We start from the raw sequence: 17,742 nt of genomic DNA on the forward strand, positions 1-17,742 counted from the left end.
AGAGCATCAATCTAATTTGAAATCTATATTTTGTTCTATCATATTTTGCTTAATTGAATTGATATCTATGATACGCAAATTGTGTTTTTGAGCAAATTGCTGCAAGATATCTCCTTTTGCAGAGTCACCATTTTCATTTAATACTTCGCATATTACGTTATTAACAGTAAATCCTGCAAGTTTGCTTAGCGAAGCACTAGCTTCAGTATGACCTTTTCTTTTTTGTAATCCGGCAGATTCAATGACAATGGGCATTACATGTCCAGGAATTGCAATATCAGAAATAGTACTATTTGCATCGGTTAACGTCTTTATGGATTTATATCTATCATTGGCTGATATCCCAGTTGATATCCCATGAGCTGCTTCAATAGGCACAGTGAAATTTGCCATATTTCTGTTGACGTTGCGTTTTTCTATAATGGGTAAATTAAATTTTTTTCTCTGTTCTTCTGTTATGGTGATGCATATCATGCCACCGCAGTTTTTTATCATAAAATTGATAATTGCTGGGGTCAAAATTTCAACAGGGCATATCAAATCACCTTCGTTTTCTCTATCGGGATCATCAATAATGATAACAGGATTGCTGCCGATTAAATCATTTATAGCATCTTGCAAATTTGCAATTTTAATTTCCATAATTCAGCTAAAAATTGAAAACATAACAACAATTGAGTGCACGGATCATCTAAATCTAATGATATATTTGCCGTTGATCAGAACTAAATATATTGACTTTTTACTTCAAAATCAATATTATTGTCGTAGTATTGTATAGGAGTTTTTTGGTATAGCTATGTTATCGGCTGTAATTCGCACTCTAGATGGTAAACAACATAGAGTGATTCTAAATAGTGTTATTGGCGTTGAAAAAATGAATTCTGATGTAGGGGAGAGTGTGGAGTTGGATGCCATGTTTGTTTCCGATAATGAAGGTAATGTAGAGTTAGGTGTTGGAAAAGTAAGATTAGAAGTTTTAGAACATAAAAAAGCTGATAAAATTGTTGTTTTCAAGAAAAAAAGGCGTAAAGGTTATAAACGCAAACAAGGTCATAGGCAGCGTTTTACAGTTCTTAAAGTTAGAGAAATAAGTAAATAGTTTTTTAGAGGTTGTGATTGCTTTATGGCTACGAAAAAATCTGGTGGTAGTACGTCGAATGGTCGGGATTCCCCCGGTAAACATCTGCAGGTGTATAAATTCGGTGGAGAGAAGGTGACAGTTGGAGTGATGATAGTAACTCAGAGGGGTACTAAATTCTATCCTGGACGTAATGCTTTCAGTGGAAGAACCCATAGTGTACATGCAGCTACCGATGGTTACGTTTCTTTTCGCAAGGGCTACAAAGGTAGAACGTTTGTTGATGTTTTACAGACCAAAGCTGATTAATCTGATTTTTTGATTATTCCTAATTTATTTTCTTAAAATTAACTTTTTAATGATATAATGGACCTTTTAAACTCTATTGGAGTTGGGAGGTTTCAAATGAAGGGTTATGGAGAGGATCTAAATCTGCAGAACCGGTTGTTCTTGTTCTTATTTTTGTTTCTTGCATATTATTGCAATGTTGATTGTGCGTTGGCAGAGGCATTTGATGAAAAATCTGCTGATAGTATAATAAAGCAGCTGTTTTGTAACGTACAAAATATAGTTTCTGGAACTGTTGCGCAGGGTGTTGCTGTTCTTATTATTGCCATTACCGGTTATAGTTTTTTCATGGGGAAAATATCAACTTCAATGCTATTTATTATATCTGGTGGAATACTGTTAGTATTTGGAGCACCAGCAATTATTCCAGCTATTACTAAGGGTCTATCAGCCAGTGGTGAAAGCTTTGAAGATTGTTCAGTTTTTGATAGTGGTATTGGAGCTTAAGCTATTGTCATGAGTCTATTATGGAGGGGAAATATTTGCAAAAATGGCTTATTGTGTTTTTACTTTTTACTTACTATTATTACAATATTGAGTATGCGTTGGCAGAGGCATTTGATGAAAAATCTGCTGATAGTATAATAAGCCAGCTGTTTTGTAATGTACAAAATATAGTCTCTGGAACTGTTGCGCAGGGTGTTGCTGTTCTTATTATTGCCATTACCGGTTATAGTTTTTTCATGGGGAAAATATCAACTTCAATGCTGTTTATTATATCTGGTGGAATACTATTAGTATTTGGAGCACCAGCAATTATTCCAGCTATTACTAAAGGTCTATCAGCCAGTGGTGAAAGCTTTGTAGATTGCTCGTTATCTCCATCATTTGATGGTGGTTTTGGAATAGGATAGGAAAAAATATAAGGATAGTAGATTGTGTCTTGCTGTTTTTGTTTTTCTCAATTTGCTGATTACTATATTGCTTATTGTTATAATAGGGGATTTTTTTAAGGAGAGATAGTATTAGAAAATTTTTATTATACAATGGGCGTTTAATATTTTGCTCATCTCTGATGAGTGATGCCTAATTTACTTAGGGTATAGGGGCGATAGTGTGTTGTATTTTAATGTTTGGAGATATAAAAGTTTGAAGCTTTTGTATTAGAGAGATATGATCATTGTTATTATTGATAGTGATGCTTCTATTATTTCTAAATGAAATAAAGGAGATAATTACAAATTATAGGTTGTGTAAATTTTCATATTATTAACATAATTATAGTAGAATTCAATTTATAAGTGTATAACATGCTATGAGTTCTATATGCAAAAAGATCTATCAAAATATCTTGAATACAAGCTTTATATCTTTGTTTTTTACTTTGGATTAGTTGCTCTGTTACTTTTTATAGGTTCTACTGTTTTAGCTGAAGATCCTAATATGGGTACTGACAATATAATAGTACAAATTATGTGTAACGTTATACGTACTATATCTGGTCCAGTTGCACAGGGTATCGCGACTTTGGTAATTGTCATTACGGGTTATAGTTTCTTCATGGGAAAAGTTTCTGCCAGTATGCTTTTCATAGTTGCAGGTGGAATTATGTTAGTTTTTGGCGCTGAAACATTGATGAGTTGGATAATGGGAGATACCGCTTTAGTTGAATGTGAGTGGGGCTCAGTTGATGGCAGCGGTAGTGGTGGCACTGCATGATGATTAATGAATAATCATCACATGTACAAAGCACGATCATGATTGCTAAAGTAAGATAGGTTTTTATTGATTCCCCTTACGTTTTTCATGCATTTTTTTGTAATGCAAAGCTTTTAATGAACGCATTTTATTATCTGATATTAGATTCAGGTTTCTTAGGTGTTTATTTTCTTTATGAAAATTCTGCTTAATGTTTGCAATTTTGATGAATTTTACCTCTACTTCTGTCAAACCATCTTCAAAAAAATCCAACTCTTTTGCTGCTGCTTCAGAAAGATCAATGATCCTATCATCATAGAAAGGACCACGATCGCAAACTCTAACACGTATCTTTTTGCCATTTTTTAAATTTTTAACCTCTACGATCGAATGCAAGGGTAAATTTCTATGTGCAGCAACTATAGAATTTTTGTCATAAAGCTCTCCACTTGCAGTAAGGCGATCATGAAAATCAGCACCGTACCAAGATGCAATGCCGCGTTCTTTGTAACCTTTGCCATTAATAACTGAATATGATTTCCCTCTTACCTTATAGTTATATAGAACATCTTGACCATCTTGGATATCAGAAGCAAGAAGTATATCTGTAGATAATGTACTACTTAATAAGAGTGTTGTCAGCAGTACTATTCTAATTAATTTAGTGGGTGTTTCAACGTATTTAAAATTGTACATGTTAATGAATTTACGTATATATACATGTTAATTATATATCAAAAATAGATTTTTATAGCTTTACACATAAAAAATATTTTGTTTTAACAAATATTTCAAGTGTTTTATATTAATTGATTAAGTAATTATCTTATCTAAAAAACTTTTATTTTATGCAAATATGGTATGATGTTTTATCAATTTATTATTTATTTAATTTTTTTTTTTAAACTGTAATGTATAAATTATCTCCCTTATCTGATGAATGTTACAAAAGAAAAGGCTCAATTCACGAAATTATCTTCAGAAGTTACGCCTTATGCTTTTTATTATGATTCTGAAACTGTAGTCACAAAGAATGGTGAATTATTATTTACCGTGAGATTGGAAGAATTTTATTCTTATGATTCTATCAGAGTTGCATTACAAAAATCTTTGCCTCTATGTGAAAAAATGGAAATGGCATTATGGATACAAACTGTGAGAACTAGAATAAAAAAAGGTGATTTTGTAATGCGTAATGATAACGATAGCATTATGTCACGTATTTATGAAGATTTTGTGCAAAACAATGATTCTAGGCGGAAATTTACAAACTATTTATATATAACTTGTATTTCTAAGCGTCCAAAGATATTTAACAAATTTCTAAGTCGCGTCAAAAATCTTTTTATTGGTTTTACAGCAAGAAAAACATTAGAAGATATATTTGCAAAAGAGCGCCTTAAACTCCAAAAAATCAAAGAGAATTTTATGGAGAATATGAAGCAATTTAATATAAAGGTATTAAAAGTTAGGGATTCTGTTGCTGAGCCATCTATTTATTTTGATTTTTTAGTTTCATTTGCGAATAGGGAATACTCTTTAGAGAGAAAAAATCTATCTGCTTCTATAGTTAAGGATTATAAAATTGCCTTTGGACACAACGTATTCCAAATATATGATGAAGAAATGTCACAAAGCCGATATGCTAGTTTGATTTCTTTGAAAGAAGCTCGCGTACCCAAAGATATGGTAGATATCAATAATATATTTGAAAATGAGCAAGAGTTCATAATAACAGAAATTATTATATTTGAAGAAAATATGAAAAAAGCCCATTCAATTTATGACGAACAAGTTTCCATGCTTAATATCAGCGATGATGATACATTAAAAGAAAGTATGTTATTGAAAAATTTTGAAAAGAAAGATGCACAATCTGGTTTTTGTAACAATAGTTTAACTATTACTCTATTTGATTACGACATTGCTAAAGTAGATGAAAAAATCCATGCTTTAATGAATCTATTAAGTAAATGTGGATTTATAGTTATTAGGCACGATATATTTTTGGAAAATATGTATTATTCTACTTTTCCTGGTAATTTTGCTTATATTCATAAGATGAATATGACTACAATTTACAATACTTGTATTTTGACAGATATAGGTGATTATTTTAGCGGATTGATAACAGGAGGTCTTTGGGGAGTTGTTATTGCCGGTTTTCGAACCTTAGGGAATCGAATGAATTTCTTTAATTTTCATGGTACAAGCAAAGTTGCAGGTCATATGGTCATTACGGGAAATCAAGGAAGTGGAAGATCTTCACTGCGTAATTTCTTACTTAGTCAATCTATAATGAAAATACCTGATCTACAGGTGGTTCTGATTGATAAAAATATTAGAGGGTATGTCTTTAGTTATGCCATGGGCGGAAAATTTCTGAATTTTTCTGATGATAAACCTGCAAAATATGGGTTTAATCCCTTTGCAAAAATTAATACCGATAGCGGTACGCGTATTTTGCGTAGTAGCCTTTGTCACCTAAAAGATCAATATTCGGGAGAGCGTATTTTAAATGATGAGGAATTGAATAATTTAATTGACGATTTGAAAAATCTTCCAGATTTAAATGATATGCAATCTGTTAAAGAAGCTCTATTAAGGCAAGGAGAAAAGCTTGATTTTTTTGTTAATAATCCTATTTTTGATAAAATTTTTGCACCAGAGGAAAGGTTTCTTGCAAAGAGAATTGAAGGATTTAATGTGCATATCTTGAAAAATGATGGAAACTATTTTCGTTTTGTAATGGATTATATAGTAAATAGCGTTTTTGATAAGGCAAATGGCAGCCCAAGAATTATAGGAATAGCTGGTTCTTTATTGGTGGATTTCTTCGATTTTACATATATAAGAGACCTTATGATTAGAGCAAGCAGATTAAATTGCACGATTTTAATTGTAATAGAATCGGTAAATACAGCAAAAATTAGAGAGAATGACCATATGATACATGAATTTATTGATACTGTTGTATTCTTTACTTCAGATATAGATAAGAAAATGGCTCATAAAATTTCAGTCACTGAGCAAGAAATGACGCTGATAGAAGAACTACAGGCTTATGATAGGTCATTCTTTTTAAAGCAAAGGGATAAAAGTACGATAGTAAGATTTGATATATTAGACAGTAAATTCTTTCCTCTTTTTGTTTCAGATGAAGAATCAATTTCATTAATGTGGAAATCTGTTAAAGAAGCCAAGGAGCAAAATAAAGACTGGATTGAGCTGTTTTTAGATTCAAAACAACAAAGTGAAAAAATATAGGCATCAGATTCTTAGTTTTTATCGGTACACTTTATTATAACCATTCCATCACTTCCATATTGCCACCTTTTGTTTTCTGTAGAGATACAGCCTCCAGCGCCTATTAGTAGGGGATCTTTAGGTACTAGGCTCATTGTATTATCTTGTGATATTGCAACCATGCTGCTTGATTGTGAGCATTTATATGGTATTTGTGGAACGGGATATAATTCACTTTTCCAGCATCTTTTGAAATTTAACATTGCATTATTACACGTTCTATTTCCGACATACGTTTCTGGTTTTAATGGATCGCAAAACATTTGGCACCATTTTGTCTCATCATCCTTTATATTGATAACTGTGCCTATTGCACATATTTGTTGACATTTACCATCAATACTGCTGTTACACCCGCTAATTTCTGAGGGATTATCTATTGTCGTATTCGTGATGCACTGGGTATTATATCCAAGGCTTCTATCCAAGTTTATATTGCAATATTGAGAGCATGTTTCAAACCCTAGATTATTATCTGGATTAACAAAGTTGCAATATGTCATGCACCATTTTCTGCTTGCTAGATCATCTTCAGAACATTTTTCTGTTTCCTCATTGTTACTTTTTGCACACAAAGATTCAGATTGTAGATTTTTAAATGGTTCTATAGATTCCATTTCGACTAGGTTATTTTGTATCATTTTTGATTCGTTGGTATCAATGCATTCTCCATTTTTTCTACTCTTATTTGTAATAATAGATATTTTATGACCGTATACTACCATACTGGAATTTTGAGCAGGTAAATTATTTATACTATTTTCAGGAGATACGTTGTTTGTTTGTTGACGCTTTTTATTATTGGGTAAATTAGAATTTCGTTGCTGTGTATTTATGTTAGCAGACTTAGATTGCATGATATTATGTGGATTTATAAGTATAGAACAATCCTTACCATATGCATCTGCACATATGAATATCTTGCTGTCTTGTCCTTTTTGCCCATTTCTTTTTCCTCCTTTTCCTACCTGGAATTTCATATATTGATGAGAAGAATTTGTATCTATGTCTATTGTAGCTTTGGTATAATTGCCAGAGTGTCCGCTAAATGATGAGCAGGTACTATTGGATGTTCCAATACCACTGGCGCCACCTCCACCAACAAGATGCACCTCTATTTGATTACTCTGACATGATAATGCTGATACATGTGTTATTATGTTGTCTATTATAAACTTTCTATTTCCTGATTTCTTTGTTACACATAAATCTGCTAGTATGGGATCAAGTATTTTTTGATTCATATCTTGTTCACCGCTAAATATAATATTCTGATTATCTTTGCCTACGTAATTTGATGCTATTAATATCTTATTTTTGTTACGTGATAACTCAGGGATTTTAACTTCTTTTTGTATGCCTTCAAATTCTCTTGATTTTGCTATGCTTGGATAATGCTCAAGCATCGACTGATCTATATAGAAAAATCTTTTCTCTTTCTCATATCTATAAATTTGATTATTGTATTTATATTGACCATAAGGATCTTGAGTTAATGATTCTATAGTTGATTCTGATGCTCTATCTACATTTATTGGTCCAGCATTTACATAGTCTATAAATTTGTTATTTTCTGGGCCAGAATAAGGTATAAAGGATTCAGGTAATTGTTTTGCCAGAACATATTTTTTATTCACTGGATCAAATATAGTAATTATTTCTGGTTTAGGTTGCCACCCAACGATACATACATTATTATCCCCATCATCTGATATATAAGATTCATGTTGAATATAATTTTCTGGACAATCTATTAAATCATTTTCCTCAATACTTCTTACATATTTTATATTTTGATTGGGTCTTTCAATGTAATCTGAAGGATTTTGAGGATTTATACATATCGTTTTGGTTTCGATAATATTATGTTTGGGAGATTTTTTTAATTTTGCAACGGATAGTCCTAATTTATCGTTTATTTCGCCAATATTTAATTTTATTTTGTTGGATGAGTTCATTCCTTCTAAATTAAAAGAGATGCCAGTTATTTCGTTATCATCACTAAATATCCCTTCTAGATCAACAGGTTTAGGGAGCCCAGGCCTTTCAAAGCAAGAGCTTTTTATTGCGCTGCCATCATCAGCATAATAAGTTGTACATAAACTATTATCTACGATTTTTGTTGTAAATATTAGCTCCTTATCCATGAATTTAATTTTATGATTTATTTCTCTGGGTTTAGCATTATGTTTTAAAATAAACACTTTTTTCACATATTGCATTTTTTGGGGAGGGTTCTTGTTATTTATTTTTTTCCCTATTGCTTCTCTTTTACTACCTATGATCTTAATTTTCGATTTTGGTTCAAAGTAAGTGGATATCTCTTGATCTTCCTCTTTCTTTTGTGAAGTAATAGGTAATATTGTTACAGATTCTATGTTGAATTTTTCTTCTTCTTTTGTTGTTATATCTTCGGCGTTTACATTTGATAACTTATAAATTGAAAATATAGGATCGTCCTCATAGAATGAAGCAGAACCAATACTTTCAGCTTTAAACCCTGGGCATTGACTTGGAGGAAGAATCTCTGGGATTAATGCACATGTTACATTATATAATCCTATTTGGCCTTTGCATCTTTCAGCACATGCGCATTTTCTGTTAAATGTAAAATCTAATTCCTTAAGTATTCCCGCGCATGTTTTATCACTTCTATTTAACGCATTTCTTATTAAATCATCTTTACGTTTTTTCTGTTCTTTAACATAATCTTTATTTCCTTTTGCACCGCCTAGTGGCTCACTTCTTATATCGTATCGATCCAAATCACTCTGATATTCTCTATTTGCCCATTTTGATATTTTATTTACGCAACAATTATCATCAGCTGAGCAGTTCATGATAGCTTTTCTGTAGCTATCATATATACCATTAGCACGAAAATTTTGATCTGTACCATACGTTCCAGCATAAGTTATGCCGTTATGTTGAAAGTTATTATCAGGGGCGCAATGTGCATAAAAAACTTCTGCATAAGAATAGTTCCAATTTTTTTGCTTACAACCTTCATTAACTTTTAGTGTCCCAAAATCTCTTACATTTTTGCATCCATCACCATAGAATTTTAAGCTAGTATTATTTATGGCAGCTCTACTTTGTAATTTTGTATCTTCAGTTGTTCTTAGATGATAATTTGCATTTACTGCACCAGAACAATCACTTACATCAAATTGCGATGGATTGATCCCAGCATTTAGTGGCGTGCATTTTATACATATTAGAAAGGCTATCAAAAAGGCTAAGCGGCTCATTCGCACAGAATTTTCTAGAATATATTCTATTTAAAATTGATTTTTACTAAATAAATATTAAATAAGAAGATAAAAAACTTTCTCTAGTTTTATTTTTTTATTTTTACAGTCAATGGTGCTGAGAGAATATTGGCCGCCGCTCCTGATATCCTTAGAGCTTTAATGAAACAGCTCGTACCAGGTAACATTATATCTGTGTATTTTGATGTATCTGTATCGTCGTATGCAACGTAGTGCTTGGTTGTTTTTAGATAATTATCATTTTCTACCATAGAATCACTGTAACCTACAAATGCTGTAGCGAGCAAATCATAAGTTGCACTTCCATCTAGACCTTTCGCTCCATATTTTTCTGCTTGTTCTGCACTGACATTTTTCAATATATTTTTTGTTTTTTCACTTTTTAAATATTGATAATCACTGTGATTAATATTGAGATAGTGAATAACAGGTTCTAATTTATAATATATTTCAGCGTTTTTTCCATTACCTTTTATCTTTCCAGTATGATCATAATATAAAGTTTTGAGCTTTGTAATAAATTTGCTTCTGTTGGTTCTAGCCTCCATTGTCAGCAGATCTATTTGCTCTCCTGCTTTATAATTTACTTCAAGCGATCCATCGCCTTTATCTGTATATGGGACATATGCTACTTCAAATGCACCGTATTGATCTTGATAATCTATCATGCAGTTATTTTGGAATGGTAAGTCTTGATATATCATTTTATACATCTCTGGAGTGTGACCTGTAATACCAGGATTAGTTAATTTTTTTAAATCTATTGTTGCATATAAATTTTCATCACCTACATGTCGTAGAGGGCAATTTGATTTTTTAAGGCTTTTAACTGATTTAAGAATTTGGATACTATCACCTGTATCGCGGCACGCTAAAAATCCATCACCAGATGCAAAATCTGGGTGATTATAAAAACAGCTTGGAGCATTTTCACATTTTTGGGGATAATCTTTAAATGGTAATTTATATTCTTCAACGTCATTTTTTAATATGTGATTATCTGGACAAACATAGTATCCGAATTTATTTTTTACAGCTTCTTTTTTTGTTTTATTATCATAACAATAAAATTTATTGTTTCTTCTGTATTCTAATTCATCACTGCTACTGCCTTTTTTAAATAAATAATCTAATCTTACCTTTGTCATTTTTTCATGCATAGCTGCTTCATTCTCTTTGTCTATCTCATTGGTATCAAAGGGTGCATCTATAGGGTAATCTGCTGAAGGGATTATAGGCATGAAAATGATATTCCCCTTATTTGGGTCTTCTGGCCAATATTTTGCAAGACCATTGTTTTCCCCTTTAACATATTTGTATAGATCGGGATCTATATAGTTATTTGTCATATAATTTATAGCACTGTTTGAATTATTAAATGAGGACAATCCTAAGCCGCTTGCTGTTCGAGCACCTATACTATTGCCGCTTGTTAAATGTGTAGGCATGCAAAATTCATTTACAATTTGTTTTCCATTAGTAGCTCTATATGATATTTTTATCTTTGTCCCGGTATAATTTACTCCATTGTTTGAGCAAAGTTGAAAACTTTTGGCGTGAATGCCTATTTTCAGATTTGGATAATATTCATTTTTTAATTCAAAATCATACGTGTCAAAATTATAATTACCAGAAGCATCATCTTCCCATTCTTCTGCGCCTACTTTGTATATGTAATGTATGCCCGTTGCGGCAGATTGATTATATGTAGCAAACTGTGGCCGAAATTTTATCTGCACAATGCCATTTTCTAATAAATCATCGGAATATGCATAGTTCAGTACATCTTTACATAAACCCATATGTACGGGATCTGCAATAGGGATGCCATGTTTCAATAGATGAGATCTATTCAAATCATTTATAAGCATGGTTGCTTTAGGATTAGAGAAATTACTAAAATCTTGATATCCACTATCAAATATATAATATTTTGCTCCACTTCCTTTATTTTTAAGATCATATATCATATTACGTGCTTCATCATAATTATCTGTTACATATATATCTTCTTCGCTAATATGGCCATTTTTTAATGCTGATTCGATCTCTTTGGGAGTATAATATTCCTCTAATTCTATAAAATTTTTTCTTTCAGAATATCTTTTATATGTAGAACTTTCAGATGTTGTATATGGTCTAAAACATGAACATGAATTATCATACATAAAACCATGTAAACTTCCTAAGTTTACATCTGTTCCGTTGTCATAAGGTATGTTTGTTATACTAGTATAAACTGGGACTTCTTTTCCACTTTCATTTAATCCTATATCAATAAAGCCATAATCTCTTGATAAAAAACCCATCTGATGGTCTATAATTTGCTTCGTAGGATCGCTTGGATCGGAGGTTGTAGTATAAGAAGTGAAACCATATTTATCCATTTTACTATATTCTAGGGGTTTATCGAGAGGAATCATGTCATCATCTTTTTTTCCGCTAAGGTTGATATAGGGTGTCCAGCCCATTAAGCATATTTGATTGTAATTAGTACTACCAGATTTTATATCAGGGATGGTATAAATCACCTGTCCTTTTTCATTATCAGCGGAGCAGTAATAGCCAAATTTACCTTTCTCATTAATGAAGTGAGTTTTAATACATTGATTATAGTTTGCTTGGCAAATTTCTGCCGTATTACTTGGTTCTTTATTACATTGATCCATCATATCTTGACAGGACAATAATTTTTGTGCGTTATTCATACATGTTTGATAATCTTCATCGCACTCTTTTTTTTCTTCATTAGATAATCCAGCTTCGTTATAGCACTCTTTTTTGCTGTCTTCGCATTCTGATATAGCCTCTGTATCAGGAATTAAAACCCCACTGCATTCAGTCTTTAGCATTATACCTCCTGTATTGCTATCTTTATTTGCTTTAAATGCTTTTAGATTATATTTATCGCTACTAAGTGTTTCTCCTATACCTATTGTTTTTGTTTTGCCTTCTATAATGAATTCAATGTGTTGATTATCAACAGCGCTAGCAGTGACTACTTCAGGAAAGGGGGCTCTATAAGAATAATTATATACAACTTCTGTATTAAATAATTCATTGGATTGATTTTCTAAGCTCTGCTTTTCTTGCTTTACATATGAATTTATTGCACCTAATGGTGTTCTTTTTACTATTGTATCTCTTATTTTTTTTTCATATTCGTTATATCTTAGGGCATCATATTCAATGCCTGAAGATACACTGCTTTTTGAGAAAGTATTAAGCACTAGATCATTACTGCTTGTAGAGTATTCAGAGGGCTTTGTTGGTACAGATAAATAAGATCTATTAACAGTCCTGCTTTGCCAAAATTCAGGAAATTTTATAGTTCGAATTCCGGTGTTAACAGGCATTAAGACGCATCTTTCGCCTGTTAAAAGCATTGGATGATAACTGCCAATCTTATTCTTTTTTGAAGGTTGATTGCGTGACAATACGCATACACAAGAATGTCTAAAGATATAATCTAATTCAATTTTTAATCTGTTGATTCTTTTTTCTTCTTTCGGTAAAGAAGACATTCTAGTAACAAATTCTTGTAATATTTTGGTTTTTGCTGGTAACGATAGCGGCCTATTTGAGCCCGCTACAGATAGATCTGGTGGGTATACATCTTGTCTGCACATTCTAAATTCTGAATGTAAAGGGTTTTCTTTGCCATTTTTTTCTGTTGGGACATTCCCATCCGCCCATGGTTTAAATATTTCATTAAGCCAACAATCAAATATGTTAGATTCTGTCTCAGTATTATATTTTGTGCAAAAAGTTGTAGTTACTTTGGTTATATTATTAAATAGTGCGGGATAATCATCACACATTATGTGCATATTTTCTCCTTTAGATCCTGTGAAATAGCTGAAGGTCCCATAAATGCCAGCTATTAAATCACCATTATCATTTCTTATACGATTTTTACAATTTGAATTTTTTAATCCGTACTTATTCCACCAATTTTGCTCTGTATCTATTATTTTCGATGAATTTTTTAAGTCGCCATCATATACTGCACAATTTGCATATACTGCTGCTACATTTAAATGAGTTATTTTAGTGGGTGTGGAAGATTGCTTTTTGGGAATTTTCATCCCACCCTTTTCTCTGTGCCAAGTATTCCACTCAGATAATGCTCTAGGTGCCCAAATTGTATCTACACAATCTACAATTAATAACCCATCTGCATGTTTGGAATTTTTTGCGCATCCATTAGATGGTACATCTGATATCTGACAAGGTTTTATAGCAGTTTTCATACATCCATAAGATTGAGCTGTGTGACTACCATAGTATTTTTCTTTAAACCAAGATGTATAATATTCATTCATTCTAAAGCCAACTTTTATATATCCGTCATTTAGTGATTGTGGTAATTGATACATTATTGAGTGCGAAGGTTCCCAATTTAACACCCTATAATCATGATCTGTGCTACGATCATTCATTATTAATGAGGAACATGTTAATTGGGGTTTCCCTGTATCAGGACGATTGCCGCCTGACCATCCAGTTGAAAGTCCTTGCCCTAAATATAATGGCCAACGATTTCTATCTGAATTACAATCAAATCCATATCTGTTATAGGGAGTTATGGCATGCACTATATTTAATTTACATACTGATTCTATTGTAAAGTATGCTGTTATAAAAAAAAGGAGACTTAGTATTCTAAGTAACATCTTTTAAACAATATAGGACAAAATGTATATGTAATAGATAAATCATAAATATTATATGAAATCTCCAAGAAAGATTTTCTGAAATAAGTGCTTTGAAGGGAAAATATCAGCTTTACATGACAATTAAATAATTCAAAAATATGATATTTAGCATCAGATTTATTTGAGTGATATCAATCAATATTACTGCATTAGAGTGTATATAACAGGGCAATTAAACTATGGACAAATTGTAAATATTGTTTTAATCTATGATGAAAGATTATTGCATTAAACTTTTAATTTTATGGCATCTACTAATACTTTGGAAAAGGACTCTAACATCTTGATTGAAGGTGTAATCAGGAATGTTGATAGCGCTACGGTTGATGTTTATTTTTCTGGAAAAAAACCGAAAGTAAGAGATGCATTGGTTTGTGAGTTACCAGAAGAAAATAGAACAGTTTATTTTGAAGTTGCTCAACAGCTAGGAGAAGGATTGGTTAGATGTGTTGCTATGGATACAACACAAGGATTGATCAAGGGTGCAAAAATTATCAGCAGAGGTAGGCCTATAAAAGTGCCTGTTGGGGAAGAAGTTTTAGGTCGAATTTTTGATGTTGTTGGCCGACCTATAGATGGCATGAGTGATAAGTTTAAAAATTATGATTGTATATATAAAAAATCTCCTACTATAGCTGATCAAGATGTTAAGTGCTCAATGCTAGAGACAGGAATCAAAGCTGTGGATTTATTAGCTCCTTATATGAAAGGGGGTAAAGTTGGCCTTTTTGGTGGCGCAGGTGTTGGAAAGACTGTCATTATAATGGAGCTCATTAATAATATCGCGAAAGGTCATGGAGGATATTCTGTTTTCGCAGGAGTAGGGGAACGTACTCGTGAAGGCAATGACTTGTATAATGAAATGTTGGATTCAAAAGTTATAACAAAGGGTGATTATAAAAAATCCAAGGCTGCATTAGTGTATGGTCAAATGAATGAGCCTCCAGGAGCACGTGCTAAAGTTGTTTTCTCTGCTTTGACAATGGCAGAGCATTTTCGTGATGAATGCAAACAGGACGTGTTGGTGTTTATCGATAATATATTCAGATTTACTCAAGCTGGAGCGGAATTATCAGCATTACTTGGTCGTATGCCTTCTGCTGTAGGATATCAACCAACTTTGGCAACCGATATGGGAGAAATGCAAGAAAGAATAACTTCAACAAAAGGAGGCTCAATTACATCAGTACAGGCTGTATATGTGCCAGCTGATGATTTAACAGATCCTGCTACTGCTACATCTTTTGCACACCTTGATTCGCGTACTGTTTTATCGCGTAAAGTAGCATCTATGGGTATATATCCAGCTATAGATCCTTTGGATTCAACTTCAGATGTGCTAAAACCTGATATAGTAGGCGATAGACATTATGACATTGCTCGTAGAGTGCAGAAGATTTTGCAAGATTACAGATCTTTGCAGGATATAATTTCTATACTTGGAATGGATGAGCTGTCTGAAGAAGATAAAATTATAGTTTATAGAGCTCGTAAAGTGGAAAGATTTCTATCTCAACCTTTTCATGTTGCAGAAGTTTTTACTGGAATGAAGGGGAAATATGTTAAAATTGAGGATACTTTACGCTCTTTTGAGGAAATTATTGATGGTAAATGTGATGATTTACCAGAAGAAGCTTTTTTGATGATTGGTGACATTGATGAAGCAAGAGAAAAAGCAGCCAATTTGCTGAGCGGATCTTTGTAGTATTAAAGTATTTTAAGATGTCAAATTCTTATAATTTGTCGATTGTTGCACACGATAATAGTTTAATTATTGAAGATGTTGTTATGACAACAATTAAGACTGTTACGGGGGAGTGTGCTGTTTTGGCTAACCATGAACCTTTTTTGATGGTCATGAAAAGTGGTATAGTTAAAGTCAATATTGATGATGATTCTGATCGTTATATAGTGATTGATGCAGAAAATGCGGTGTTTGGAGTTAACACTAATTGTGATAATAAGCATTATGTTATCTGTTCTTCTATTGCTTATGATCTAGATGATTTATCAGTTTTTTTTATAAAAAATAAAATTAAGGATAAATCTTTAGTGGATGATTTATTATCTTTGAAGTTGAGTAGAATTGGTAAATAGTACAAATGCAAATTTTTTTAGATACAGCAGATGCGATTGAAATAGAAAAATGTGGAAAATCTGGAATCATTGATGGCGTAACAACTAACCCTACATTGATTGCTCAGTCTGGAGGAAATTATATTGATAGCTTGCGAAATATATGCTCAATAATTTCTGGGCCTGTTAGTGCAGAAGTTGTCTCTGAGACTTATGAAGATATGCTTAATGAAGCTTATAAATTGCGTTCTATTGCAGATAATATCGTTATCAAATTACCTTTGATAGCGGATTCTTTTCAAGTTGCGCGTGCTTTAACAAAGGATAATATCCCAGTAAATTTTACTTTGTGTTTTTCACTTCCTCAGGCAATTTTGGTTGCTAAACTTGGTGCTGCTTTTGTCTCACCATTTGTTGGCAGAATAGAGGATATATCATATTCTGGCATAAATTTGATAGAAGATATCGTGAATGTATATGATAATTATAGCTTTACTACTAAAATTATTGTAGCTTCAGTGCGTAATATTGGCCATATTATTGATGCTGCAAGAATAGGAGCAGATATTGTCACAATTCCTCCACAGTTATTCAAATCGTTATTTGACCACCCTTTAACTGAAAAAGGATTAGAAATTTTTAGGATGGCGAATCAAAATATTTAGTAATTCGGCTTTAGCTTTGTATTCTTCATAAATTGATTTGATTTATCATAATTTTGGTATTATAATCTCCATTATAAGAATATTTTTTGGTTAAAATATGGCCGAGATTCCGTCTAGTCTTAAGTTAGAGAAGGGTTCTAAGGAGTACAGTCTATTAGATAAGAAAATTGGCGCTAACATTAAGATATTGCGCAATATTAGAGGTTACAGCCAGAGCAGCATTGCAAGTGCGATAGGGGTTACTTTTCAGCAATTTCAGAAATATGAATCAGGGGTGAACAGACTATATGTTAGTCGTTTGATGGCTATATGTAAGTTTTGTAATATATCGATCATTGATTTCTTTTATAAATTACTTGGAGATATTGAAGCAGAGCTTAAAGATGATGTTGGAGAGCATCATCATATCAGTCACCGGAAGGGGAAAAATTCTATGGTATCGCTCAGTGATGCAGAGTTAGCTCCTAGAGATGGATTTGTATACGATTTTGATAGTGATTCGTTATCTAGATTGATTATGGGTTTTAAGAATATTCGTAGTCCGGTTTTGCGTAAGCAAATACTCGATCTTGTTGGAGAGATATCTTCTGTAGAACATAGCACAAGTTAATTTTTTTATTAACGTCTTTTAGCTGTAA

General features: G+C 32.3%; 14 protein-coding genes. 10 read left to right on the forward strand and 4 right to left on the reverse strand.

What is annotated here, in order from left to right; genetic code table 11:
- Nucleotides 1-6: 6 nt before the first annotated feature.
- Complete coding sequence (gene ribB / locus GUI12_01050; protein UAT42747.1) at nucleotides 7-642, reverse strand: 3,4-dihydroxy-2-butanone-4-phosphate synthase; 636 nt, start codon at nucleotides 640-642, stop codon at nucleotides 7-9.
- Between the two features lie 157 nt (nucleotides 643-799).
- On the opposite strand from ribB, the gene rplU reads away from it, so the two are divergent.
- The 5 genes from rplU to GUI12_01075 all read left to right on the forward strand — a co-directional run bounded on the left by rplU (nucleotide 800) and on the right by GUI12_01075 (nucleotide 3,088).
- The gene (gene rplU / locus GUI12_01055) at nucleotides 800-1,102 is read left to right on the forward strand and encodes a 50S ribosomal protein L21 (GenBank protein ID UAT42748.1); all 303 of its coding nucleotides are present in this window, start codon (nucleotides 800-802) and stop codon (nucleotides 1,100-1,102) included.
- Between the two features lie 24 nt (nucleotides 1,103-1,126).
- The gene (rpmA, locus tag GUI12_01060; GenBank protein ID UAT42749.1) at nucleotides 1,127-1,390 is read left to right on the forward strand and encodes a 50S ribosomal protein L27; all 264 of its coding nucleotides are present in this window, start codon (nucleotides 1,127-1,129) and stop codon (nucleotides 1,388-1,390) included.
- Nucleotides 1,391-1,447: 57 nt separating this feature from the next.
- The gene (locus GUI12_01065) at nucleotides 1,448-1,876 is read left to right on the forward strand and encodes a TrbC/VirB2 family protein (GenBank protein ID UAT42750.1); all 429 of its coding nucleotides are present in this window, start codon (nucleotides 1,448-1,450) and stop codon (nucleotides 1,874-1,876) included.
- Between the two features lie 20 nt (nucleotides 1,877-1,896).
- Complete coding sequence (locus GUI12_01070) at nucleotides 1,897-2,283, forward strand: TrbC/VirB2 family protein (protein ID UAT42751.1); 387 nt, start codon at nucleotides 1,897-1,899, stop codon at nucleotides 2,281-2,283.
- A gap of 412 nt (nucleotides 2,284-2,695) precedes the next feature.
- Entirely contained in the window at nucleotides 2,696-3,088 is a 393-nt protein-coding gene (locus GUI12_01075) for a TrbC/VirB2 family protein (protein ID UAT42752.1), read from the forward strand.
- Nucleotides 3,089-3,151: 63 nt separating this feature from the next.
- On the opposite strand, the gene GUI12_01080 is transcribed toward GUI12_01075, so the two are convergent.
- Nucleotides 3,152-3,763 (reverse strand): septal ring lytic transglycosylase RlpA family protein, encoded by a 612-nt coding sequence (locus GUI12_01080; protein UAT42753.1) that lies wholly within the window; start codon nucleotides 3,761-3,763, stop codon nucleotides 3,152-3,154.
- Nucleotides 3,764-4,003: 240 nt separating this feature from the next.
- Between GUI12_01080 and GUI12_01085 the strand changes: the two genes are divergently transcribed.
- Nucleotides 4,004-6,334 carry a hypothetical protein gene (locus GUI12_01085; GenBank protein ID UAT42754.1) on the forward strand — a complete coding sequence of 777 codons (2,331 nt, stop codon included), beginning with the start codon at nucleotides 4,004-4,006 and terminating at the stop codon, nucleotides 6,332-6,334.
- An 11-nt stretch (nucleotides 6,335-6,345) separates the two neighbouring features.
- On the opposite strand, the gene GUI12_01090 is transcribed toward GUI12_01085, so the two are convergent.
- Together GUI12_01090 and GUI12_01095 are read right to left on the reverse strand one after the other, a co-directional pair.
- Complete coding sequence (locus GUI12_01090; protein UAT42755.1) at nucleotides 6,346-9,624, reverse strand: hypothetical protein; 3,279 nt, start codon at nucleotides 9,622-9,624, stop codon at nucleotides 6,346-6,348.
- An 89-nt stretch (nucleotides 9,625-9,713) separates the two neighbouring features.
- Nucleotides 9,714-14,321, reverse strand: a complete 4,608-nt coding sequence (locus tag GUI12_01095; GenBank protein ID UAT42756.1) for a hypothetical protein — start codon at nucleotides 14,319-14,321, stop codon at nucleotides 9,714-9,716.
- A 286-nt stretch (nucleotides 14,322-14,607) separates the two neighbouring features.
- Here GUI12_01095 and atpD point away from each other — a divergent pair, with 286 nt between their 5' ends.
- The 4 genes from atpD to GUI12_01115 all read left to right on the forward strand — a co-directional run bounded on the left by atpD (nucleotide 14,608) and on the right by GUI12_01115 (nucleotide 17,714).
- A complete protein-coding gene (gene atpD / locus GUI12_01100) occupies nucleotides 14,608-16,068 on the forward strand; it encodes a F0F1 ATP synthase subunit beta (protein UAT42757.1) in 1,461 nt (486 codons plus the stop codon).
- Nucleotides 16,069-16,085: 17 nt separating this feature from the next.
- On the forward strand, nucleotides 16,086-16,460 hold the full coding sequence (locus GUI12_01105) for a hypothetical protein (GenBank protein UAT42758.1): 375 nt from the start codon (nucleotides 16,086-16,088) through the stop codon (nucleotides 16,458-16,460).
- A gap of 5 nt (nucleotides 16,461-16,465) precedes the next feature.
- On the forward strand, nucleotides 16,466-17,104 hold the full coding sequence (locus GUI12_01110; protein UAT42759.1) for a fructose-6-phosphate aldolase: 639 nt from the start codon (nucleotides 16,466-16,468) through the stop codon (nucleotides 17,102-17,104).
- A gap of 97 nt (nucleotides 17,105-17,201) precedes the next feature.
- The gene (locus tag GUI12_01115; protein ID UAT42760.1) at nucleotides 17,202-17,714 is read left to right on the forward strand and encodes a helix-turn-helix transcriptional regulator; all 513 of its coding nucleotides are present in this window, start codon (nucleotides 17,202-17,204) and stop codon (nucleotides 17,712-17,714) included.
- Nucleotides 17,715-17,742 lie beyond the last annotated feature (28 nt).

It is taken from the genome of Anaplasmataceae bacterium AB001_6 (genome assembly GCA_020002265.1).
Taxonomy (GTDB): Bacteria; Pseudomonadota; Alphaproteobacteria; order Rickettsiales; family Anaplasmataceae; genus AB001-6.

Excerpts from the sequence above, each read along its gene's own strand:
- GUI12_01110 (UAT42759.1), top strand. The coding sequence starts at position 16,466 with ATGCAAATTTTTTTAGATACAGCAGATGCGATTGAAATAGAAAAATGT.
- GUI12_01090 (UAT42755.1), bottom strand. The coding sequence starts at position 9,624 with ATGAGCCGCTTAGCCTTTTTGATAGCCTTTCTAATATGTATAAAATGC.
- GUI12_01065 (UAT42750.1), top strand. The coding sequence starts at position 1,448 with ATGGACCTTTTAAACTCTATTGGAGTTGGGAGGTTTCAAATGAAGGGT.
- GUI12_01095 (UAT42756.1), bottom strand. The coding sequence starts at position 14,321 with ATGTTACTTAGAATACTAAGTCTCCTTTTTTTTATAACAGCATACTTT.
- GUI12_01115 (UAT42760.1), top strand. The coding sequence starts at position 17,202 with ATGGCCGAGATTCCGTCTAGTCTTAAGTTAGAGAAGGGTTCTAAGGAG.
- ribB (UAT42747.1), bottom strand. The coding sequence starts at position 642 with ATGGAAATTAAAATTGCAAATTTGCAAGATGCTATAAATGATTTAATC.
- rplU (UAT42748.1), top strand. The coding sequence starts at position 800 with ATGTTATCGGCTGTAATTCGCACTCTAGATGGTAAACAACATAGAGTG.
- rpmA (UAT42749.1), top strand. The coding sequence starts at position 1,127 with ATGGCTACGAAAAAATCTGGTGGTAGTACGTCGAATGGTCGGGATTCC.
- atpD (UAT42757.1), top strand. The coding sequence starts at position 14,608 with ATGGCATCTACTAATACTTTGGAAAAGGACTCTAACATCTTGATTGAA.
- GUI12_01070 (UAT42751.1), top strand. The coding sequence starts at position 1,897 with ATGGAGGGGAAATATTTGCAAAAATGGCTTATTGTGTTTTTACTTTTT.
- GUI12_01085 (UAT42754.1), top strand. The coding sequence starts at position 4,004 with ATGAATGTTACAAAAGAAAAGGCTCAATTCACGAAATTATCTTCAGAA.
- GUI12_01075 (UAT42752.1), top strand. The coding sequence starts at position 2,696 with ATGCAAAAAGATCTATCAAAATATCTTGAATACAAGCTTTATATCTTT.
- GUI12_01080 (UAT42753.1), bottom strand. The coding sequence starts at position 3,763 with ATGTACAATTTTAAATACGTTGAAACACCCACTAAATTAATTAGAATA.
- GUI12_01105 (UAT42758.1), top strand. The coding sequence starts at position 16,086 with ATGTCAAATTCTTATAATTTGTCGATTGTTGCACACGATAATAGTTTA.